This is a genomic window from Dyadobacter ginsengisoli DSM 21015 (genome assembly GCF_059568735.1).
The window spans coordinates 75861-97899 of the sequence record NZ_JCANTY010000011.1 but is presented as its reverse complement, the minus strand read 5'-3'; the positions used below and the strand labels follow the sequence as shown (position 1 = coordinate 97899).

Sequence of the window (22039 nt, the reverse complement as noted above, 5' to 3'; positions counted from 1 at the left end):
TTTCTGTTTCATCATGCATTTACCTTGCGCTGCTCAGGGTATCGGAAAGGTCGTGCTGGATATTAAAGCCGGCGCAGACAACCCGCGCAACAGTGAAGGGGATTTTATTACGCTCAAAGACGGTCGGCTGCTTTTTGTTTATTCCAGGTATTCCGGGCAATCTTCCAGTGACTTTTCACCAGCCGACCTGGCCGGTCGCTTTTCTTCGGACAGTGGCAAAACCTGGACTGCCGTTGACAAGATTATAATCAAAAACGCCGGTAAAATGAACATCATGTCGGTTTCCCTGCTCAGGCTGGGTGCTGACAGGATCGCCATGTTTTACCTCCGAAAGAACTCGATTGACGATTGCATTCCTGTCATGCGGATATCTACCGACGAGGGAGATACCTGGACAGATGCGCAGGCGTGTATTACCGATCAGAAGGGATACTTTGTGGTAAACAATAGCCGGGTACGACAACTGAGATCCGGAAGATTGCTGATACCTGTTTCGCTGCATAAAACCGCTGATACAAAGTGGAATAACCGCGGAAAACTGCGTTGCTATTATTCCGATGACCTGGGGAAAACCTGGAAGGCTGGTCGGGCTGTTCCCAACCGAGATAGTGTGATCACCCAGGAGCCAGGAATTACTGAGTTAAAAGACGGCAACATCTTGATGAATATTCGGGCGAACCACGGCCGGCAATATTACGCTTATTCCAAGGACAAAGGCATTTCATGGACCCATGTGCAGCCCGCAGAAATTCCGTCTCCCATTTCGCCTGCGACGATTGCCCGCATTCCCAATACAGGTGATTTACTGCTTGTCTGGAACAACAATGGGGCGAAAGGCGAAGGCTATTTCAAGAGCAGGCGCACGCCGCTCTCCATTGCTGTTTCAAAAGATGAAGGTAAAACCTGGCAGTACATTAAAAACCTGGAAGATGATCCGGAGGGCACATTTTGTTACACAGCAGTCCATTTCACCAGAGATCATGCACTGTTGGGCTACGGGATGGGGGCAGGATTGAACAATTCCCGTATCATCCGGATCAGGTTACAGGATCTTTACCTTTAAATCCAACCCTTATGAAAAAGATAACCCAGCTAACATGCCTGCTTGCCATCCTGATCTTCTTGGGGCAGAAGGTTTTTTCCCAAAAAAATAATGACCAGGTATTGTCCCTGAAACTGTCTCCCGGCGCAAACAATCCCCGTAACAGTGAGGGGGATTTCATCACTTTGAAGGACGGTCGCATCATTTTTATTTACAGCCATTATACCGGAAACTCCTCCGACGATCATGCCCCTGCGTACCTGGCAAGCAGGTCCTCGCGTGACGGAGGGAAGACCTGGACCCAGGAAGATGAGCTGGTTGTAAAACAGGAGGGAGATATGAATGTCATGTCTGTTTCATTGCTAAGGCTCCGGAACGGTAAAATCGCCTTGTTTTATCTGAAAAAGAACTCCGAAACCGACTGCGTTCCATTGATGCGGATATCAGCGGACGAGGCAAAAACTTGGAGCGACCCAAAACCTTGCATCACAGACCGGAAAGGTTATTTTGTGCTGAACAACAACCGTGTGATCCAGCTGAAAAATGGGCGCCTGCTGATGGCCGTGGCACTGCACAGATCGCTGGATGGAAAGTGGCAGAACAAAGCAACGCTGTACAGCTATTTTTCAGACGACAACGGGACATCCTGGAAATCGGGCAGTGCCGTGCCGAATGCGAAAGATATCATAACCCAGGAACCGGGGGTTGTTGAACTGAAAGACGGCCGGATTATGATGTTTATCCGGACTAACAGTGGCTTTCAGCAACTGTCTTATTCGAAAGACAAAGGTGAAACATGGAGCCAAATAGAACCAAGCTCAATTCACTCGCCCGTTTCGCCTGCATCCATCGCGCGAATCCCGGCAACCGGCGACCTGCTTCTGGTTTGGAATAATAACAAGGTGGAACCCGGTAAAGACGGCAAACGCACGCCCCTGACGACGGCTGTTTCAAAGGATGAAGGAAAAACCTGGGAACATATTAAAAACATCGAAAATGATCCCGACGGATGGTATTGTTACATCGCCATTCACTTTGTCAAACAGGAAGTTTTACTGGGTTATTGTGCGGGAAGCCAGTCGGCCAAAACGCACTTGTCGGTCACCAACATCACGCGTTTGAATCAGAAATGGCTTTACAAATAGACCCTCCCGTGGCCAGTGGGGTTTCAAGAAGGGAATTCCTGATAAATGCCGGTTTGTCGGTAGCATTCGTGGGTACGACAACCATCCAGGCTGCCGCCGGACCGCTGCAAGGTGCAAACGGCACAGGGAATGATCTGGCAAAGATAACGAAGCTGCTTGCTGGCGGCGAACCGGCCGTCTGGCTATTTACGGGCGACAGTATCACGCATGGTGCAAAACATACGCACGGCTATCGTTGTTATCCCCAGATTTTTGAGGAAAGGATCAGGTGGGAATTGAAACGCTTCAGAGATGTGGTCCTGAATACTGGGGTCAGCGGAAATACCACCATTAGTCTTCTGGATGATTTCGACTGGCGTATAGCACATTTCAAACCGTCGGTAGTGTCTGTCATGATCGGCACCAACGATTGCGCTAAAGAAGATATTACTATGGAGGTTTTTGCGGAAAATCTGCTCCGGCTGGTTGTACAGATCAGGCAATTGAATGCTGTGGCTGTGTTGCATACGCCCAACATCATTATCATGGAAAGATCGCCGGAGCGGGCCGGGTTGGAGCGCTATGTGGCGGTAATAAGAAAGGTTGCAGAAGAAAACGAAATGATCCTGGCAGACAATTACGCGCATTGGCAGGAGGCTTTTGCAAAGTCGGATGAAGTGAATGTATTCAGAGATTGGCTCAACGACCCGCTGCACCCCAATGGTACGGGGCATCAGCAGATAGCCCGGCAGTTGTTTAAAACGATCGGCATTTTTGATCCAAAGGAAGCGACGTGTGGAGGCGCTTATTATGAAGGAGAACACTGAATTATTGGGATACACAGATATAACGTCAGGTATTGAGGGGCCGAGGGTGTTGCTTTCGGCGGGGGTGCATGGGGACGAATATGAGCCGATGCTGGCTGCGATGCAACTGGCGGAAGGTCTTGCCGGCAAGCTGCTGCGGGGGAGCGTGAGAATTGTGACTGTGGTTAACGAAAGTGCTTATGGGTCCGCTTCCCGTTACGGCGAAGACGGACTGGACCTGGCAAGGATATGCCCGGGAAGCCCAACAGGCAGTGCTTCGGAAAAAGCGGCTGCCAGCATCAGCGAGCTGATCAAACAGGCTGACTATTTGGTAGACATGCATACCGGCGGCATGATGTACGAAATCGCGCCGTTGGCAGGTTATATGCTGCATCCGGACAAGATTATTCTCGAAAAACAGCGGGAAATGGCCGGTTCCTTCAACTTACCTATTGTTTGGGGAACCGATTATACGCCCGGCGGACGTACGCTTTCCATCGCGAGGGATGCAGGCATCCCTGCTGTTTACCTGGAATATGGGGGTGGAACAGGGATCCGGGCAAAGGTGGTGAAAGCCTATGAAGAGGGGTTTTTGAATATGCTTAAAAGTCTGGGAATGTTAGGCGGCGTGATGACCGAAAAAGTCGGTGAGCGGTTTTGGGTGGAAGATCACAGAGCAGATAGCGGGTATCTGCAAGGTAAAATGCCATCCCCGGCGGGAGGAATATTCGTTGCTGAGGTTGAGCTTGGAACCATGGTGCAAAAGGGACAACGCTGGGGCCAGATCGTGAACCCGCTGGCAGGCGAAGTGGTGGAGGTGGTAGCGGATATTTCAGGGCTTGCATTTTTAAACAGAACTCTGGTTAAAGTAAAAAAAGGGGATGCATTGGGCGGGATTCTGCCTATTGATGGGCCCGGTAAAATAGTAATTCATGGATAATATCAAGGTAGTGATCATCACGGGGGCGGCCGGCGGCATAGGTAGCGCAACTGCCCGGAAATTTGCGGAAAACGGATTTCATCTCACACTTTGTGATATCGACGGAGCAGCACTTTCGTTGCTAGCCAGGTCGCTCGGCCAGGAAACGCAAACCGGTTGCCTGCTTCTGCCAGGTGACCTTTCGAACCCGGATTATCTGAAAAGTATTATTGATCAAACAGCCAACAAATGGGGGAGGATAGATGTTCTGGTCAACAATGCGGCCTGGCGCACCATCGAAAGCCTGCGCACCATTGGGATGGATACCTGGGAGAAAACCCTGAAAATATGCCTTACAGCGCCTGCCTTCCTGACCAAGTGGGCCGCGGTTGAAATGGAGAAAAAACAAAATGGGGTGATCATAAATGTCACCAGTATGATGGCAGACCGTCCTTCGGGTGCCGGGGCCGCCTACATTTCTGCCAAGGGTGCGCTGGAAAGTCTGATCAGGGAAACGGCGATTACTTATGGCCGAAACGGCATTCGGGTTGTCGGGGTCGCTCCCGGTTTTATTGATACCCAGCTGAGCAACGACTACGTGGATGCCGACGGGAAAAACATCAGTGAGGGCCTGATCAATGAAATAACCGACTTCATACCACTTGCAAGAGGCGGCCGGACCGAAGAGGTAGCCGATGCGATTTTCTGGCTTGGTAGCGATGCCGCTTCTTACATAACCGGTACAACTTTGCTGGTTGACGGCGGATTTAAGTCAAATTTCAGTAAGTATTCCATTAAGAAACGACAATTCCCCGACGAATTTTGAAAACGATCTGGCAGTACGATTCATTTTTACCTAAAGTCCCCGAGCAGTATCGGATGTTGTTGGGAGAAGGTCATACGCCCCTGGTCAAGTCCAGGTTTATCGGAGAAGCGCTTGGCGTACCTGATTTGTACTTCAAGCTGGAAAATCTGAATCCGACCGGATCTTACAAGGACAGGTTTGCGGCAGTGCTTGTCAGTGAAATGAGAACGGCGGGTCAAAAAGTATGCATCGCAACTTCCAGCGGAAATACCGGTGCCGCCCTGGCGGCTTATTGCGCAGCTGCCGATATCGCGTGTATCTTGATTGTCGTCGATGGCGCGCCCCTGCCGAAAATAAAGCAGATGCAGCTCTATGGTGCCCATATTGTGATGGTTAAGGATTTTGGGAAAAATGCGGAAATGACCAGTGCAATTTTTGATGAGCTGGAAAAGATATGTGCAACTAGAGGCTTGCCATTGCCGATCAGTGCTTACCGATACTGCCCGTCTGCGATGCAGGGTGTGCAAACCATGATGTACGAAATGCATGAAGAACTGGGGGACCGGATCAATCATATTTTTTCGCCGGCCGGAGGTGGAGGGTTGACGCTCGCAGTAACCAAAGGAGCCCTTTCTGTTTCGCGGCACACCAGGGTGAATTGTGTACAGCCTCAGGGAAATGATACGATTGCCTCCCGGCTCAGGAATGGCCATTCACTCGCCAAAGCGGTTCCGGCTTCGCTGACAACTGTAAGTGGACTGCAGGTTGCCAGTGTCATCGACGGGGATCTCGTAATCGATAATTGCCGCAAGTTGGGTGGCAATGGCTATGTGGTGGCGGATCAGGATGCTTTTAAATGGCAGAAACGCATGGCGCAAAAAGAGGGGATATTTTGCGAACCAGCTGGCGCTGTCGCATTGGCAGGCCTGGAGCTCGCAATAGAAAAAAATGAAGTACTTAAAAATGAAACTGTCGTATGCCTGGTTACAGGAAGCGGCTTCAAGGATATAGGTTCGGTTGACAGAAATTTTAACCTGCCCGAAGTTAAAACGCTGGATCGTCATGCAGGCTTTCAACTTATTGGGGAGCTTTTGGGCGAGTGAATTGTAGCTCTTCCTTTTGTGCCAGATGTTCGGATTTTTGATCAGATCATGCATGGATGCTCCATGTAATACTGTCTCAGTCAATTCTTAAAGTAAACGATAGAAAATGAATGAAATAACAGCCCCTGTCCAATTGAAAAAGAGCATCTATCCCTGGGTGATCGTGGCGTTGCTCTGCGTGGTGGGCTGTCTGAATTATCTGGACCGGATGATGATAACCACCATGCGTGGTTCAATCCTGAAAGAAATCCCGATGACCGACGCGCAGTTTGGTCTGCTCACGTCTCTGTTTTTGTGGATCTATGGGATCCTCAGCCCGGTCGCAGGATTTCTCGCTGATCGTTTTAACAGGAGCCGTGTCATTATCGGCAGCTTATTCGTCTGGTCGGTAGTGACCTGGCTGACGGCCCACGCAACGACTTTTGAAGAATTGCTTTTCACCCGTGCGCTGATGGGTATCAGCGAAGCCTGCTATATACCGGCTGCGCTCGCGCTTATCGTAGATTATCACAGCGGCAAAACCCGCTCGCTTGCGGTAGGGATGCACATGGGCGGTATCATGATTGGTCAGAGCCTGGGTTTCATTGGCGGCTGGCTCGCCGAAGATCGTACATGGAGCTTTGCCTTCACAATTTTCGGAATGATCGGTATCGCGTATTCGGTCGTGCTGCTGTTCACGCTTCGTGACCGGAAAACGCCCGTTGAAGAAATGTCGAACGGAACACCTGCTATACCTGCAATCGGTTTTAAAACTGCGATAGGCGAATTGCTGGGGAACAAAACTTACCTGCTTGCACTTACATTCTGGGCGCTGGGAAGCATTGTAAGCTGGATGGTTGTCGGTTGGCTGCCCACTTATTACAAAGAACATTTCAGTCTGTCGCAAAGCATGGCGGGGGTGTATGCCACAGGCTATTTTCATACCGCGTCGCTTGCCGGTGTTTTAACCGGCGGTTATCTCGCCGACAGGTGGAGCCGGAATCACCCTCGTGCGCGGATTATGGTACCGGTTGTCGGGCTCATTGTGGCAGCACCCGGAATATTTATTGCCAGCAGTACTACCGTGCTGGCTGTTGCAGTGGGATGTTTTATGATCTATGCGTTTACACGTACTTTTCTGGATGCCAACATGATGCCTATTCTCTACATGATCATTAACCCAAGATACCTCGCGACGGGCTACGGTTTTCTGAACCTGGTAGCCTGTATTGTAGGCGGCATTGGATTGTATGCGGGCGGGGTATTGCGGGATTCACACGTGGACCTTGATGTCATGTTCCGGATCGCTGCATTCAGCCTGCTGGCCTGTGCGGTACTGCTGTATTGTGTGAAGCCGAAGAACGCTGGCAACGATTGAAGATAATAATGGAACGAATTGCCGGAATTCAACTAAAACCTACCAGCAAACATATAACGCAATGAATCTAGCGGAATTAAAAGACCAGCTTTATGTAGCCGTACTGGCCGACGTACTGGACCAGATGGGTTACAGGCAGCAGGCAACAAGGATTACTTTTCACGCCTATACAGGCATTACAAAATTGATCGGCAGATGTAAGACTACCCTGTGGGCCGACATGTATGATATCGATACCAACCCGTATGAACTTGAACTGAAAGCTGTGGATTCATGTCAGCCTGGCGATATTCTGATCTGTGCCGCCGGAGGATCGAACCGTTCGGGAATTTGGGGCGAACTGTTGTCGACAGCAGCGCGAAACGCAGGCTGTGAGGGGGTGATCGTTCATGGTGCAGTGCGGGATATCGAAAAAATGCAGGAGATGATTTTCCCGGTCTTTGCCACTTCCAAAAACCCGTATGACAGTCAGAACCGTCAGCGTGTAATTGACATAGACGTGTCGGTCGAAATTGATGGTGTGAAATTCAGTCCCGGTGATCTTGTGATGGCGGATCAAGATGGCATCGTGGTCGTTCCCAGTGCGGTAGAAGAGCAGGTGATCAGGGCTGCACTTGGAAAAGTTTCAGCGGAGAACATTACCCGAGATGCAATCAAAGGAGGAATGAAGGCAATGGATGCGTATCTAAAATTTGGCGTGTTATGAACAAAAAAACAATAGTAAGCGGTGCCGGCACCCCGAAAAGTCATCTGCCTTTTTCACCGGGCGTGATTTCGGGCGATTATCTGTTCGTGTCCGGTCAGGCGTCCGTCGATGATACGGGCGCAATCGTGAGCGATACTTTTGAAGGTGAATGCCGGCGGTCTTTTGAAAATCTGAAAAGAATCGTTGACGCTGCCGGAGCGACACTGGACGACGCGGTACAGGTCCGGAATTATGTTGGTAAACAGGAGTATCTGGCTGAATTCAATGCCATTTACAGGGATTATTTCAAAGAACCGTTCCCTGCCAGAACGACCCTGATCGGTTGCCTGGGAGATCTTTTGAAGTTTGAGGTCGATGTGGTGTGCTACCTGCCCAAATAGACCTGGGCGTTTTCTTAACTATTTCTTAGCGGAGAATCTTTTTATCAAGTACATAGCAATCAATGATGGGGAACGTTAACGATCTACAATCCACGACCCGCAAATACCGGATCGCCCTGCTTGGCATCTACCATGAAACCAATACATTCATTGAAACGCCCACGAAGCTGGACGATTTCAAGGGCGGATACTGGCTTGAAGGAGATGCAATACGCAAGGAATATGTAGGCGCCCATCATGAGATCAGTGGCGTGATCGAGGCCATCGACGCAGCAAAAGATATGGAGCTTATTCCGGTTTTTTATGCGTCTGCGACGCCCGGCGGACTTATTGACAGGCATGGTTACGAGTTTGTCCTGAGCGCCATGATGGATGCGTTCGACCTTGTGATGCCTGTAGATGGTTGCCTGGTCGTACCGCACGGCGCGGGGGTCGCGGATGGATATCCCGATATGGACGGCCACTGGCTAAGCGTGTTACGCGAGAAGATCGGAAGCGCTGTCGTGGTTACCGGCACGCTAGACCCGCATGCCAATGTGAGTGAGGAAATGATCGACGCTACTGATATGCTGATTGCGTACGCAACGAATCCGCACGTCGACCAGCGTGAAACCGGCAGACAGGCGGCTTCAATGATGATAGAAACACTGAGAGGGAACATCCGGCCGGTGCAGCGGCTGGTTCAACTGCCATTATCGATCAGTATAGAACAGCAGTATACTTCCGGCGAGCCTTGCAAAAGTTTGTATGCATATGTGGCCGATCTCAGAACGAAGCACCAATTGCTTTCGGCAAGTGTGCTGCTTGGCTTTCCATATGCTGATGTGCCGGAAATGGGCTCTGCATTTATAATCGTTGCCGACGGAAAAAGTGCACCATCCGCAGGGACGATGCTCAATTCCGTGGGGGAGGACCTGACAGGATATATTCTGGGTCACAGGGAAGATTTTAATGGTAAAAAAAATGATATCTACGCTTTCAGGGACCAACTGGGGCGCCTGGCCAAACCCATTTTGGTGCTGGATATGGGAGATAATGTGGGCGGCGGCGCCCCGGGGAACAGTACACATTTGCTTGCTTTTCTGGAGCGGGAGCATTTTGCAAATTCGTTTGTCTGTATCGATGATCCGCAAGCTGTAAAATTAGCGTCAGCCAATTCGTGCGGCGATTCTTTCAGACTTGCCTTTGGCGACAATTTTACGAAGTATGTTTCGGATGTGACGCTGCTCCTGACTTCGGACGGGATCTTTGAGGAGGATACCCCCAAGCACGGCGGCTTTGTGCATTACGACATGGGACCGACCGTCATCGTCGGAACGGCCGGGGGGAACACGGTGATGCTCACTTCAAAGCGCACACCCCCATACAGCTTGCAGCAAATGAAATCGTTCGGTCTGGACCCGACTAGTTTTGAAATCATTATCGCAAAAGGGGTCAATGCCCCGATCGCCGCTTATGCCCCGGTTTGTGCTTCTGTTATTCAGGTGGATACACCCGGTGTGACCCAGGCTGATATGACTTTATTTGAATACAAAAACCGGAGAAAACCCATGTTTCCTTTTGAAACCTGATCCGTTGATCAAGTATTTTTTCACTGCGAAATATGAATATCGTGATCGCTGAAAAGTGCAGGCTCTTTAAGAAAGCATAATTATTTGTTATAAAAAACTGATACATGGATTACTCGGTTGAAAAACTTCTGGATCTGCCTTTCTATACCGAGGGCCCGGCGATGGATGACGCGGGTAATTTTTATTTCTCAACATTGACCGGTGGCTTTGTAGGAAAGATAGATCAGCGGGGTCAGTATTCTGAGTGGGCAAAAGGAACTTGTCCCAACGGCCAGCTGATTTTGAAAGACGGGACGCATTTATTTTGTGACAGTCGGGGCGCCTGTATTAACCAATACAGCGAATCAGGGCTTTTTTATGCCAGTTTGATCCAAAACACCTGTGCTGGTATTCCCTTTTCTTCTCCCAACGATCTGATCATGGATTCAAATCAGAACCTGTATTTTACGGAGTCTGTCAGGCAAAATGGAAAGGTTTTTTTCAGGAGCGCCGCAGGTCAGGAGCGGGTTGTCGCAACCGGGATCGACTATGCCAACGGCTTGGCTTTTTCGCCGGATGAAAGATATTTATACGTTGCGGAAAGTTATCAGAACCGTATCCTGATCATTGAGTTAGCCAGGCCGGGCATTGGAAAAGACCAACCGGAGGTGTTTGCGGACCTGCCCGTTCATCAGTCCGGGAACCCCATTTGCAACCTGCCCGACGGATTGGCAACAGATCGGAACGGAAGGATATGGGTTGCACATTATGGCATGCAGGCGATTCAGGTATTAGCGTTGACGGGCGAACTATTGTTTACCATTGATACGAAGCTCCCGCTCACCAGCAATTTATGTTTTGTGGCAGATGATAGTTCGGCGCAAAAATTGCTCGTTACCGGCGGATATGGCGAGCCTGGTTCGGGTGCTGTTTTGCTAATCACTGTTCATGCTTAAATGCTTTGTTAGCCCAACATGAAAAATTATTTGTACAGTCTATTAGTCGTTTTTATGTCAGTTATTTCAGATACCCTGGGGCAGATGGCAATTCAGTGGTCCGATCTACCCCAACTACCCGGTGGAAAGGGTTGGGCTGGTATGTTTGCTGGCGTAAGCCACAATACGCTGATCGCTATGGGCGGCGCGAATTTCCCGGAAAAATACCCGTGGGAAGGCGGAAAGAAGAAATGGTACGACAATATATATGTACTGCGGGACGGAAAAAGGTGGGTCAGAGCAAGTGAGAAACTGCCGACGCCTTCGGGCTATGGCGTATCGGTGAGCTATGAGAACAAGATTATACTTGTTGGCGGGAGCAATGAAGGCGGGCATCTGAGCCGTGTGCACAGCCTGGAATGGACCGGCTCGAAATTTATACAAACGGTTTTACCAGAACTCCCTTTCCCGCTGGCCAACATGGCGGGAGGTATAATGGGTGAGGCGCTTGTGATTTTTGGTGGAAGCAGTTCTCCTACCGGCCCTGCCTTGAAGAAATTCCTGGTTCTGGATCTTAAAAATCTGTCGGATGGCTGGAAGGAGCTGGGAGCCTGGCCGGGACCTGAACGCCTGTTCCCGGTCTGTACCTTCTATGAAGGCCAATGCTATTTGTTTTCAGGGGAGACTACCGGCATCAATTCAAAGGGGGAGAAGTTTCGGTCCATCTTGTTGGACAGCTACCGACTGACGCTGAACAGGGATAACAAAGGCTTTACCGAATCCTGGGAGAAACTTGCCCCGATGCCCAGGGGGATGTCGGCAGGGGGGACAATTCTGCCGGTTTTAAAGAATGATCGTTTTTTGTTCTGGGGTGGGGTGGATGCTGTCACCGCCCAATACAAATCGCCCTCAACGCACCCGGGAATTATCCAGAGCATGCTTTATTATTTTCCCGCAACCGACAGCTGGGAATACATCGGCGAACAAACCAGCATTCCGTCGAGGGTTACGCTGCCTGTCGTTTTCTGGAATAATCAGTGGGTGTATGTCAGCGGAGAAATTAAGCCGGGGATCCGCACACCGACCATAGTGGGAGTGTATTGATGAACCGAAAATAGAAAGAGATGAAATATTCGAACTTTGGAGGGTATCGATTTTCCCAATTGACACTTGGGACAGTTCAGCTGGGGTTGAACTACGGGGTTTCGAACAATGAAGGTGTACCGGGCACGGAGGAAAGCAGAGGAATTCTGCAGGCTGCGCTAAATTCGGGGATCAACACATTGGATACGGCCAGGCAGTACGGAAGTTCGGAAGCGGTTATCGGTGATTTCCTGGAAAGGAACGGCAAATCGCCGCAGGTGAATCTGGTGTCCAAGTTTAAGATCAGCCCGCAAAACCTGCACCACCCGGAGCGTGCCTGGCGCGAGGTTGTCGATAGTGTAAAAACGTCTTTGGCAACCCTGAAAATCACGGAACTCCCGGTCTGTTTGTTGCATAAGGGAGAGGAGCCGATCCGGGATGTGATGCAAGTACTGCCGGGAATCATTCGCAGACTGAAAGAGCAGGGTTTGATATCAATCGGCGGGATATCCGCCTTTTTCCCCGGGGATGTCCATTGGTTTCTGGACAGTGAAGAGATTGAAGCAACCCAAGTCCCGCTGAGTATTCTGGACCAGCGTTTGATTCATTCCGGTTTGCTGAACAGTATGTCGGCCGCTGGCAAGTTGGTATTCGCCAGGAGTATTTTTCTCCAGGGATTATTTTTTATGGAATCAGCCGACTTGAAAGGAAATTTAATTGCGGCGGAAAATCATTTGAAACAACTCAGGCAACTCGCAGATCTTGGCGGTATGAGCGTTGCCCAGCTTGCATTTTCGTTTGTTCGGGACCTACCGGGCGTAAACAGCATTGTTTTTGGTGCAATTAATGAGGCCCAGGTTCATGAAAATGTCAGATTATTAAACGGCAAGCCGGTCCCCAAAGCATTGATAGAGAAAGCAATGGAGTTGTTTGAAAATGTAGATGAAGACCTCATTACGCCGGGCCGGTGGAAATTGAATTGATAAATAACAGGAAAGGCGGTCGTTGAAACCGGCACGTCACTTAGAGGTTTAAACTTCAAACAAAACCGGAATGCAAAGTTTGTTCAGTCTTCAGAATAAGGTAGTTATTGTTACGGGCGGTTCGGGGTTCTTCGGGATACCTATTTCCTGGGCCCTGGCCGCGGCCGGAGCGACGGTGATCATTGCATCGCGCAATGTGCAGAAGTGTAAGGATTTGGCAGCCCAACTGGTACAAAAAGGTTTATCCGCAGCGGGCATGGCCCTGGATCTCGAAGACGAAGATTCTATCAAGACATTTGTTCAGGAGACCATAGCTGAGTTTGGAAGAATTGATGTCTTGGTCAACAATGCGGTCTCCCGCGACGGATTCAAAAACCTTGAAGATATTGACCGTGAAAGTTGGGAAAAAGCCCAGCGGACCAACTCCACCGGGCTTGTGTTCATCACACAGGCGGTTGTTCGTATGATGGTTAGGCAGAATTCCGGTAATATTATCAACATCAGTTCTATACAAGGTGCTGTCGGGCCAAATTTTCCGGTATACGGAAATACGGGAATGACCAGCCCGGTCAATTATACGTATGACAAATGGGGCATGGTGGGTTTTACCAAATGGCTGGCCAACTATTATGGAAAATACAACATACGAGCAAATTGCATCAGCCCCGGTGGCTACGGTCCTGGTGTCTCTCAGATGTTGGGCAAAGAAGAATTCATTGAAAACTATAAACGGTTGACCCCTTTAGGTCGGTTTGCCGAAGATGACGACATCAAAGGCCCGATCGTTTTTATGGCCTCGGACGCTTCGGCTTTTATTACCGGGCAGAACCTGATGGTTGACGGGGGATGGACCAGCTGGTGACGAAATCTACCCAACCATGGAACTTAGGAACGTTGCGGATAAACACGGATAAAAGCAGAGCGCAAATAACCACAGGCATTAAGGTTTGCCAAGGCACCTAATTGTAAGATCAAGGGCGCGTTAAAAAAATGAATTCAAAGCTACATTTACTTTATCTTTTGATATTAAAATCCAATTATTGTTTAAAAGTTATTTTCAGGTTCTCCTCAGCGTTTTGCTTGTAATCAATGTTTCAAACGATTTTGAACAAAATCAAGCACTTTCAAACGAATTCGAATTTTTTGGAACGGAAGCGAACGCTTTCGAATAGTTTCGAACATGAGCGGTGGTTCTCCCATGGCCAGCTATCGCCCGTACGTCGCAAAAAGCGACTCCCCGACGGGAGCTGGCCATGGGAGAACCCCTGGACACCTGCTATTCGCCTCTGGCTCATAGCTACCAGAATAAATTGTTGTGTTTATTATGTCGGCCTAAATGCGAAGGGAGATTGAGAGTCGCCTTTGTTGTGGTGTCCGCTGATATCGCAAAATATCGACAAAAGTGATTGATTATCAGCTAATTTGATGCCACTGTTTAGGCCGGTGACTGAATCGGGGACCGAGTGAAATGACTCGATTTAGTTTTGCTTCCGCAACTCTCCGCAACAAATTTCACCCTTTTTGCGCGCTTATTCTAGTTCTAGCGAAAAGTAAGACAGCCATGCCGTGGTCCGGGAGGGACTCAGCGTTAGCAACGTCAGAAACCCAAAACATCTGAATTCCGGGGGAGGACGTCACTCGAAGTTGTTTTAGCAGACTTGCCAGACAAAAATAGAATCTGTCCGTTCCAGTATCCACCCAGATGTTTCCTCCGGCAGCGGCCCAATTTTAGGATACACTTTCAATGACAAACGTATGGAACTCGGCATGCCTATTCGAATCCAATGGCTCAATCCATTCAGTAATCTATTTTTAGCCTCCAAACTACCATAGCTGATTAAAGAGTCCCCTTGTGCTACGACCAACGATTGACTTTTTTCATCAAAGAGGCCAAAATAAAAAGGGTTAGCAGCGTGTCGGTCCATAAAAACCCGATAGCCGGGCTGACTCAGTTGCAAAAAGGAACGGATGCCTTCGGTTTGTGGCATCAAATTCCCAGATGAGCGGCTACCCCACCAGAAAGGTACTTGTTCCAATGGATTGGGAGAAAGTCTGTTCTCTGCTAAAAAAGTAGTTAATTCGATGCCGTCCTGCCACTCCGCGCGATACGCGCCTAACATGGGTACAAACATAACCGCAGACGCATGCTGAGAAATCAACACGCCATTCAGCTTTTTGAATAGGATTAGATCATCCCCGCCCCCGGCCAGCTTCAAAACAGCTAACAAAAACCCATTTTCTTTCAGTTGTTGGTGAAGCGATAAAGGAATGTCGTAGCTACCAGCAGTGAAAATAATGCGATCAAAAGGGGCGCCACGTGAGTATCCCTGCATGCCATCTCCCGTTAGGATTGTGACAGATTGACCACCAGCTCGTTGCAGGGCTTGCTGACTGCTATTGGCTAAATCAGGAAAAATTTCTATGGAATAAACATGGCCTCGTGGTCCGACCAGTTGGCCCATTAGAGCAGCATTCCATCCGCTTCCAGTACCAATCTCAAAAACAGTATTCCCGGGTTGAATGTCTAGCAAGTCGAGCATCTGTAACACCAGCAAAGGCTGCGAGATGGTGGCTACAAAAGGGGAGTGAGCTGGTTGGTAGATAGCGAGTGTGCGATCAGCGTAGAGGACTGATAAATGATCCTCCACTTGCTGTGGATCTACTTCGACCCATTGCTGAGTCATCGGATGGATATAACGGGGGACAAAGAAATGTCTGGGAGCGTTCAAAAACGCTTGCCGCAAGAATGGATTAATCGGTTTACCAGAAGCCTTTTCAATGTGTTGTAGTAAATCAAGCTGATGAGAAAGGACGGAACGCATAGAAAAGCCATAGGTTAGTATATAAATTGACGAAATAGTAGTTGGAATGTATTAATAATTGCCTGCTTCTAAACTGAACTCCCCCCGGCACACGAGAAAGCTGAAAACTAAATATTTTCGGTGGCAAAAACAGGTCAAAATTATAATTTATCACTATGAAAAAGCCCGCGCGGCGTCCGCGAAATTGCGGAAGCTCATCCGGGTGGCCCGTGCCATCGCTTTTGCGCTTGGGCAGTCTGGGACAGGTACACGCGTTAAGGAATATGTTGACAACCGGGAGTTTCACAAGTTACTTTTTTAACTTGGAACGCGGCGACGGACCGCAAGAAGTACGGCGGTATGGGTGTTGCGAATCTACGGGCAGTCTGTCTCACTTATGCTGTCATAAAAGACCATTTTGCTGGCGCGATATTAGCGTTGCAATAGTAGTTCGCCTTATTTGCAGCTCTGCCTAGGATCATAATGAAACTTCAATTGGGAAAACGTTCGACGAAAATGCGGAAGGCGTGAATCGAGAATTTCCGAGCCATTAACCACTGTAATTCGAAAGTTACAGCTGTTACATGTTTAGATATTAAAAGAGAACGCATGCACGGCAGTTGCATAAATTTGCGGATGGTAGCAATCAAAATGTAAATCTGACGAATGGGATGGGGAAAAATCCCTGCTGATAGTTGTCGGTTACCTTTAGTTCACGCGCGTCCCAGTCTTGTCTGAAAAGATTTTGGTTGTCAGTCAGATTCTGCAGGTCAATTGAAAGTTCCAGCGTTGACCTACGGTATTCTTTCCGGAAAGAAATTTTTAGATCTGTCCTGAAATAGTCGCTCTGCCTTACCGAATATGCCCTCGTCTCGTCGAACTGTATCTCGCCGTCCTTGGCTGAGGCCGCGTAGTCAACCGGTGAAAGGTACCTTCCCCCGATCCTGGAAACTTTGACCGAAGCCCCCAGCACGCTTCCTGCCTTCCCGATTTTCCACTCCTTTCCGCCGAGCAGATTGACAACATTACGCATGTTGAAAGCGGTATTGCGTAAAATACCATCGCTGCCCCGGTACTTGGAATCAAAAAAGGAAGTGGTCAAAAGGTAGTAAAAGCCTTTGTCAAACGACCTTTCTACGGCCAGCTCGATACCGTAATTGCGCCCGGTACCTGCGTTGACAAGGCTGTCGCGGACAGTCGGAATCGTTTCCGCGCCAAGATTGACGGTTGAAAAGGAGGTTTGCCGTCGCTCTACCGGGGTGTCAAACAACGACTGATAATAGATCTCGGTTTTGATAAATGTATTACTGGTTACCCCCCAGCTGTGCGACAGTACGAAATGATGGCTTTTTCCAAAGCCCAATGTTTCGTTGGTGAATTTCGGGCCGGCCGGTAAAGGGGTGCTCACGGCATAAGTCATAATGTTTTCAACCTGACTATGCAGGCCGTAGGCAAGTCCGAGCGTGTGGGCAGGGGCAGGAATGTATCTGACTGCAATTCTCGGTTCAAGGTTACGACTGGAAGAAATACCCAGATACTGGTAATGTAATCCGGGAATCAGGCTTAGCCGTTCATTCAGACGAAACTTGTACTGCATATACAGCTGTGTCAGACCCAGGCTACCTTTCCGGTTTGCAAGGATCCTGTCGATGTGGCCGTCGTATATTCGTTTGTTGAAGATAGAGTAGCTGGTGAAATCGTGCGACACACCGGCGGCAATACTATGCCGGGCATTGAATTTATGGGCTATTTTCATTACACCTGAATATTTACCGGTAACGAATTTCCAATGCCAGTCGGGCGTAGCAATGGCGGGGTCGACGCTGCTGACCGAGTCACGATCAAACTGTTCGTTTGTCCGGCTGTACCCCAGGATAAGCTGGGCAGACGTATTTTTGGAAAGCTGATGATTGTATATGAGGCCAGTGATATTGGTTGCATATCTGGGAAACCGGTTCGAATAAGAATTGCCATAAACCTGGCCGGTGCTGTCATATTCACTGGCCAGGATATCTATGCGGCTCTGCCCCCAAATCCCAAAAAAAGATAGTTTGCCATTTCGGTTGACAGGTGTGCTGATCTTATAGTTTACATCAATGTATTCAGGAGTGGCGCCTCCAGTTCCGAACCGCAAACCGAGTGATTGAAACGCTGCTAGTGTGGAATACCGCGCATTGATCAGATAGGTCGCCTTGTTAGATTTTGTAACCGGTCCCTCAGCGCCAGCTTCAAAGCCATTAAACCCCATTTGGGCCAGAAACTCGTGCTTCTCATTATTGCCTTCTCGCAACCGCAGGTCAAAAACTCCCGAGGTCGCGTTACCATATTGCGCAGGAAACGCGCCTGTGATGAAATCGGATTTAGCGATCAGGTTATTGTTGAGCATACTCACAGATCCACCCGTGCTGTTGAGTGATCCGAAATGGCTGGGGTTGGGAATGTTAAGCCCTTCCAACTGCCAGAGCATGGAATTAGGCGAATTGCCTCTGATGATAATGTCGTTACGGCTGTCATTGCTCGATACTACTCCTGGAAAATTGGCGGCCATGCGCGCGGGATCGCCCAGAGAGCCGGCGTAGCGCTTGGTTTCATCCATTGAAAACGCTCGCGCACTGACAGCCAGCATATCATTGTTTGTAACCTGGTTATCTTTGCTCCGGTCGTAGCTGATCTTCGCTTCGGAAAGCTGCTGAATGCTTTCGAGCAACAATATTTCCAAAACGAGTTCTTTGCCGGCAGTAATGATCACATCCTCAAGTACAACAGTCTGATAGCCCAACGAGGCAACCTCGAAGGATTGCCTTCCGAGAGGAACCCCGGCAAATCTGAATGCACCGTCGATTGCTGTCACTTCGCCTTTCGACCTGTCGCTGACAAGGCGGATCGTAGCGCCTGGTATAGGTGCTCCTGAGACTTCGTCCCTGATGCTGCCGCGCACGGTTTGTGTTTGCTGAGCAATGACTTTTGTGAAAAATAAAAAGCCTAATGTGAAGAAAATGATCGTTTTCATTTGCCTGATGACTGGTTTAACAGTTGGCAAAGAAAAGCGTCATTAGGCACGGGTTCATTGATCTGAATCAATAAAGAACTGGGACTTGAAATTATTCCCGTAAGAAGCTGATACGCTTGCGGACCCGGCTCAGCGCTTCTGGCGTAATGCCAAGGTATGAGGCAACATAGTATTGAGGAACGCGCTGCAAGACCTGTGGTTTTTCAGTAATAAGATTTAGATAGCGCTCTTCTGGCTTTTCGGAAAGAAGTGACGTGTTCCGTTGCGTAAGTCGGAGAAACTGGGCTTCTGCAACAAACCTTCCTACTTTATTGAATTCCAGGTGCTTATCGTACATTCTTTGCATGTCGTTATAATGCAGGTTGTAGGTTATGGTGTCTTCAATGGCCTCCATGCTGTATTTTGCCGGTTTCCGGGTTAAGAAACTTTCGTAATCTCCTGTGAATTCATTCTCGAAAAAGAAATTGTACACATTCTTTCTATGGTCAACGGTGTTATATATCAGCACAGCTCCTTTCTCAATAAAACAAACTGTGCTATTGGTCCTGCCCTCCTGCGAAAGCTGTGAACCTTTTTTATAATGTTTGACAGTCAGACAACCAACAAAATCCAGAAGTGCCTTTTCCGAAAGCGCATGCCCGATTAGTTGAAAATACTGATTGATTTTAAAGGATATCTCATTCATAAATGGAATATACTTGAATCCTCCCTAAAATGAAATCCCTCCAAAGTTGTTGCCTGCCTCACAGGAATACTGCTTAGGTTAGCCACGCTCGTCTCGGCGGGTCAGTCCCATGGACTTAATAGATAAGCTTATCAGGCTTGGTCGTAGAAGGTTCTGGCGCAATAGTACCATGGAAGCCTCTAATGCTGGTTCTGTCGATTTGTCCACGTTTTTTGTCCATGCCCTTGTTTATATTGCCAATCTGACTGCAAATTATTTTAGCTGGGAAAAACGATTTACCTGCTTCTGTTGAAATAAGTGAGAGGTCGAGTTTCGACCTTCTTTTTTATTTTGGGCAAAAGCACTCTACAGCGTTGGCTCACAAAGACACACCTTAAATTGGCCCATCACCTAATTTTCCAAAAGTAGACACAAACCGGTCGACGTATATATAGAAGTTGGCTTTGAGAATCTTCCGCATTTCTCTAATGCCTTTAAAAAGGAAGTCGGTTATGGTCCCAAACAAATAGTTTAAAAAATGTGCTTTTGCACTAAGACGACATCGAGTTCAATGTTGTTAATTGCTGTTCGAAGTCTTCCAGCGATAAATCACCACGGGTAAAACTGATTTCTAGTAAAGCTGCCTTTTCGATCTTAGTCAAAGGTTTGTCATGAATCCTGTTGATAAGATCATCTTCATCAATCACTGGGGCAAGCACATTTTTCTGCAAATTAAAAGCTTCAAAATACCTGACCCCGAGCTTCCGCTGCGATAGGGCATCAAAGTGGAGCCCGTCCGCATTGGCTGTTAGGTCAGATGCAACCACGAAATAACTGTTCGCCGTGGTGTTGGCATAATAACGGAGCGCGTCGTTAACGGAACGATATGGAACCGATTTATAATGCTCTCAGGCGTGAAGTGCTAGCCAATCTGTATTTGCAGGTTGACGAAACCAGCATACAAGTCCTGGAGAACAGCGGGAAAAAAGGTAGCTCTCACAAGGGTTATCTGTGGACTTACCGATGGGCTTGTCTTCTTTGATTATCGTCCGGGCCGTGACAAAACAGGGCCGGAAGCAATATTGCAAGACTTTTCCGGCGTGATACAGACAGACGGATACAATGTGTATCAGAGCCTTTTTGAGAAAAATCAATCTATCTATCATTACTTTTGTATGTCTCACATCCGGCGGCGGACCGCTTCGATGAAGCGGTTAAATATGACAGCGAAAGAGCGAGTTGGGCGGTCGCAACTATAGGCCAACTTTACGGGATTGAAAAAGAAATCCGTGATCAGGCACCACCGCTTAATGAAGGCCAGATTGTTGAAAAAAGGATGACGCAATCTCTGCCGATCCTGACCCAATTACACGAATGGATGCAGGGTGAGTATCCCAAGGTACTGCCGCAGAGCCCTATTGGAAAAGCGAGGATATGCGCTTCCCCTTATGGAAAGCATGAGACTATATGCCCTTCAAGGAGACCTACAACTGGACAATAATCTGATCGAAAATGCAATTAGGCCAATTGCCCTTGGTCGACGCAATTACCTTTTTGCAGGCACGCATGACACAGCGCAAAACGCTGCTATGATCTACTCTCTCTTTGCAACCTGTAAAAAGCACGATGTAAATCCACAAAACTGGCTGCTGGACATTCTTCGGAAAATGAATGACCCCAACTACGAAGGTAAATTCTCAGACCTTCTCCCAAACCGCTGGAAAGCGAACCGGTAACCGATCCTGTTGTACTAACTGCTTAACCAATACCAAGGGGGATAGCCGACTGCTTACAATAATCTTAGATGGCGAGTTAAACGTGATTCTTCTGAATGTCGAAGCTGTAAACGGCGTGATTGTGAATGCAGCCCAGTACAGATTTTATCAAAATCTAGTGAATGACAACGTAGGGGATAAATAATGGTAAGTTCATTCTTTACCTTACTGAGGGTGACTAGGCTCAAATGACTGTTCTGATAATTACGGACATCCGCCGGTAGCCAAGGTATTGCCAGTCACGTATTGCCTGGTATGTGAGGGTAAGAAATTAGGTCTTGCTAAACTCATCAGGCAGAAGGCAAATCGACATTGCCCGCCAGTAAAAATCTAAAAATTCTTCTGCATTATACTTTACCCGCATAGCGCGCAATACATCATTTGCACCTAAACAACACCATTCCCATAGCATGGTGTCAAAATTGTATTTGAACATCTGAGTGGCAACCTCATTCCTGATCAAAAGTACCTGAGTTTCGCCGAGGCCATACTTTGATAAAAGTATCGCCAATTTCTGGTGCGTTTCTTCCGTGTATTCTGTGTCCAGAAATGGCTCAAGGAGCCAGCCCCAGATATCGACACGTTCAACAACTGGAATCTGATGCGCGAGTGCGAACTTAGAAAGTTTTTCAATCTCGGTAGCCGGGAAAAATATCAATTCGTCGCATGTCCTTAGCGTCAGCGGTCGCGCGGAGACATCAATATTGATGATGTTTTGAGGGAATAGTTCCACCGAACCGTAGACTTTGGAAGGTTCGAAAGGATAATGCTCGATTCTGATTTTGTCGGGGTCGATGGAGAATGCCCCGAGGTCCACCATCATTTTCCGGATCTCATCCTTTGTTGTGGTGAATGGGATATAATTGTTTGGCCAAACACCAGACGGGTTACTTCGATGATCACTCATTAGCTTACCATAAACCTCAGCAAATTGTAAATCGTTGGCCAGGCCAGTTTCTCAATCCCTATTTTGAGCCTGCTCACTTTATGAGTTTG

Annotated in this window: 23 protein-coding genes and 1 pseudogene; 19 read left to right on the top strand and 5 right to left on the bottom strand. The window is 48.4% G+C overall.

All coding sequences use genetic code 11. The features are described 5' to 3' along the window. The first annotated feature begins 13 nt into the window (after positions 1 to 13). From BP71_RS32775 to BP71_RS32710, 14 genes are all read left to right on the top strand, one after another. On the top strand, positions 14 to 1063 hold the full coding sequence (locus BP71_RS32775; protein ID WP_496385863.1) for a sialidase family protein: 1050 nt from the start codon (positions 14 to 16) through the stop codon (positions 1061 to 1063). Positions 1064 to 1074: 11 nt separating this feature from the next. Next, positions 1075 to 2187, top strand: a complete 1113-nt coding sequence (locus BP71_RS32770) for a sialidase family protein (protein ID WP_496385862.1) — start codon at positions 1075 to 1077, stop codon at positions 2185 to 2187. Further along, entirely contained in the window at positions 2172 to 2993 is an 822-nt protein-coding gene (locus BP71_RS32765) for an SGNH/GDSL hydrolase family protein (protein WP_496385861.1), read from the top strand. Before BP71_RS32770 ends, BP71_RS32765 begins: the two co-directional genes overlap by 16 nt. Next, complete coding sequence (locus BP71_RS32760; protein WP_496385860.1) at positions 2941 to 3912, top strand: succinylglutamate desuccinylase/aspartoacylase family protein; 972 nt, start codon at positions 2941 to 2943, stop codon at positions 3910 to 3912. The genes BP71_RS32765 and BP71_RS32760 overlap by 53 nt, the downstream gene beginning before the upstream one ends. Beyond that, positions 3905 to 4717 carry an SDR family NAD(P)-dependent oxidoreductase gene (locus BP71_RS32755; RefSeq protein WP_496385859.1) on the top strand — a complete coding sequence of 271 codons (813 nt, stop codon included), beginning with the start codon at positions 3905 to 3907 and terminating at the stop codon, positions 4715 to 4717. The genes BP71_RS32760 and BP71_RS32755 overlap by 8 nt, the downstream gene beginning before the upstream one ends. Continuing rightward, positions 4714 to 5799, top strand: coding sequence for a PLP-dependent lyase/thiolase (locus BP71_RS32750; protein ID WP_496385858.1), 1086 nt, complete (start codon positions 4714 to 4716; stop codon positions 5797 to 5799). The genes BP71_RS32755 and BP71_RS32750 overlap by 4 nt, the downstream gene beginning before the upstream one ends. 106 nt (positions 5800 to 5905) lie before the next feature. Next, a complete protein-coding gene (locus tag BP71_RS32745) occupies positions 5906 to 7156 on the top strand; it encodes an MFS transporter (RefSeq protein WP_496385856.1) in 1251 nt (416 codons plus the stop codon). Between the two features lie 61 nt (positions 7157 to 7217). Further along, positions 7218 to 7862 (top strand): RraA family protein, encoded by a 645-nt coding sequence (locus tag BP71_RS32740; protein ID WP_496385855.1) that lies wholly within the window; start codon positions 7218 to 7220, stop codon positions 7860 to 7862. Then, on the top strand, positions 7859 to 8242 hold the full coding sequence (locus BP71_RS32735; protein WP_496385853.1) for a RidA family protein: 384 nt from the start codon (positions 7859 to 7861) through the stop codon (positions 8240 to 8242). Before BP71_RS32740 ends, BP71_RS32735 begins: the two co-directional genes overlap by 4 nt. Positions 8243 to 8304: 62 nt before the next feature. Beyond that, entirely contained in the window at positions 8305 to 9813 is a 1509-nt protein-coding gene (locus BP71_RS32730; protein ID WP_496385852.1) for a M81 family metallopeptidase, read from the top strand. Between the two features lie 104 nt (positions 9814 to 9917). Continuing rightward, positions 9918 to 10748, top strand: a complete 831-nt coding sequence (locus BP71_RS32725; protein WP_496385851.1) for an SMP-30/gluconolactonase/LRE family protein — start codon at positions 9918 to 9920, stop codon at positions 10746 to 10748. Positions 10749 to 10802: 54 nt separating this feature from the next. Then, complete coding sequence (locus BP71_RS32720) at positions 10803 to 11831, top strand: hypothetical protein (protein WP_496385850.1); 1029 nt, start codon at positions 10803 to 10805, stop codon at positions 11829 to 11831. Between the two features lie 20 nt (positions 11832 to 11851). Beyond that, positions 11852 to 12793: an aldo/keto reductase gene (locus tag BP71_RS32715; RefSeq protein ID WP_496385849.1), complete on the top strand. Its 942-nt coding sequence runs from the start codon at positions 11852 to 11854 to the stop codon at positions 12791 to 12793. Between the two features lie 70 nt (positions 12794 to 12863). Further along, positions 12864 to 13655 (top strand): SDR family NAD(P)-dependent oxidoreductase, encoded by a 792-nt coding sequence (locus BP71_RS32710; protein ID WP_496385848.1) that lies wholly within the window; start codon positions 12864 to 12866, stop codon positions 13653 to 13655. A gap of 787 nt (positions 13656 to 14442) precedes the next feature. Here the strand turns inward: BP71_RS32710 and BP71_RS32705 are convergent. The 4 genes from BP71_RS32705 to BP71_RS32690 all read right to left on the bottom strand — a co-directional run bounded on the left by BP71_RS32705 (position 14443) and on the right by BP71_RS32690 (position 20095). Further along, positions 14443 to 15615, bottom strand: a complete 1173-nt coding sequence (locus BP71_RS32705) for a protein-L-isoaspartate O-methyltransferase family protein (protein ID WP_496385847.1) — start codon at positions 15613 to 15615, stop codon at positions 14443 to 14445. Positions 15616 to 16240: 625 nt separating this feature from the next. Next, a complete protein-coding gene (locus BP71_RS32700) occupies positions 16241 to 18604 on the bottom strand; it encodes a TonB-dependent receptor (protein ID WP_496385846.1) in 2364 nt (787 codons plus the stop codon). Positions 18605 to 18695: 91 nt separating this feature from the next. Beyond that, positions 18696 to 19289 (bottom strand): Crp/Fnr family transcriptional regulator, encoded by a 594-nt coding sequence (locus tag BP71_RS32695; protein WP_496385845.1) that lies wholly within the window; start codon positions 19287 to 19289, stop codon positions 18696 to 18698. Between the two features lie 530 nt (positions 19290 to 19819). Then, positions 19820 to 20095, bottom strand: coding sequence for a hypothetical protein (locus BP71_RS32690; RefSeq protein ID WP_496385844.1), 276 nt, complete (start codon positions 20093 to 20095; stop codon positions 19820 to 19822). 59 nt (positions 20096 to 20154) lie between these two features. Here BP71_RS32690 and BP71_RS32685 point away from each other — a divergent pair, with 59 nt between their 5' ends. The 5 genes and pseudogenes from BP71_RS32685 (at position 20155) to BP71_RS32665 (ending at position 21004) form a co-directional block, all read left to right on the top strand. Further along, positions 20155 to 20310 carry an IS66 family transposase gene (locus tag BP71_RS32685; RefSeq protein ID WP_496385843.1) on the top strand — a complete coding sequence of 52 codons (156 nt, stop codon included), beginning with the start codon at positions 20155 to 20157 and terminating at the stop codon, positions 20308 to 20310. Continuing rightward, positions 20276 to 20527: an IS66 family transposase gene (locus BP71_RS32680; RefSeq protein WP_496386058.1), complete on the top strand. Its 252-nt coding sequence runs from the start codon at positions 20276 to 20278 to the stop codon at positions 20525 to 20527. The genes BP71_RS32685 and BP71_RS32680 overlap by 35 nt, the downstream gene beginning before the upstream one ends. Then, positions 20440 to 20769 (top strand): IS66 family transposase, encoded by a 330-nt coding sequence (locus BP71_RS32675; protein WP_496385842.1) that lies wholly within the window; start codon positions 20440 to 20442, stop codon positions 20767 to 20769. The genes BP71_RS32680 and BP71_RS32675 overlap by 88 nt, the downstream gene beginning before the upstream one ends. Next, a pseudogene (locus BP71_RS32670) lies at positions 20714 to 20836 on the top strand (IS66 family transposase); the annotation flags it as partial. The gene BP71_RS32675 and the pseudogene BP71_RS32670, both read left to right, overlap by 56 nt. A 21-nt stretch (positions 20837 to 20857) precedes the next feature. Continuing rightward, positions 20858 to 21004, top strand: a complete 147-nt coding sequence (locus BP71_RS32665; RefSeq protein ID WP_496386057.1) for a transposase domain-containing protein — start codon at positions 20858 to 20860, stop codon at positions 21002 to 21004. A gap of 310 nt (positions 21005 to 21314) precedes the next feature. Here BP71_RS32665 and BP71_RS32660 read toward each other — a convergent pair whose 3' ends face one another. Further along, positions 21315 to 21950, bottom strand: coding sequence for a hypothetical protein (locus tag BP71_RS32660; RefSeq protein WP_496385841.1), 636 nt, complete (start codon positions 21948 to 21950; stop codon positions 21315 to 21317). Positions 21951 to 22039 lie beyond the last annotated feature (89 nt).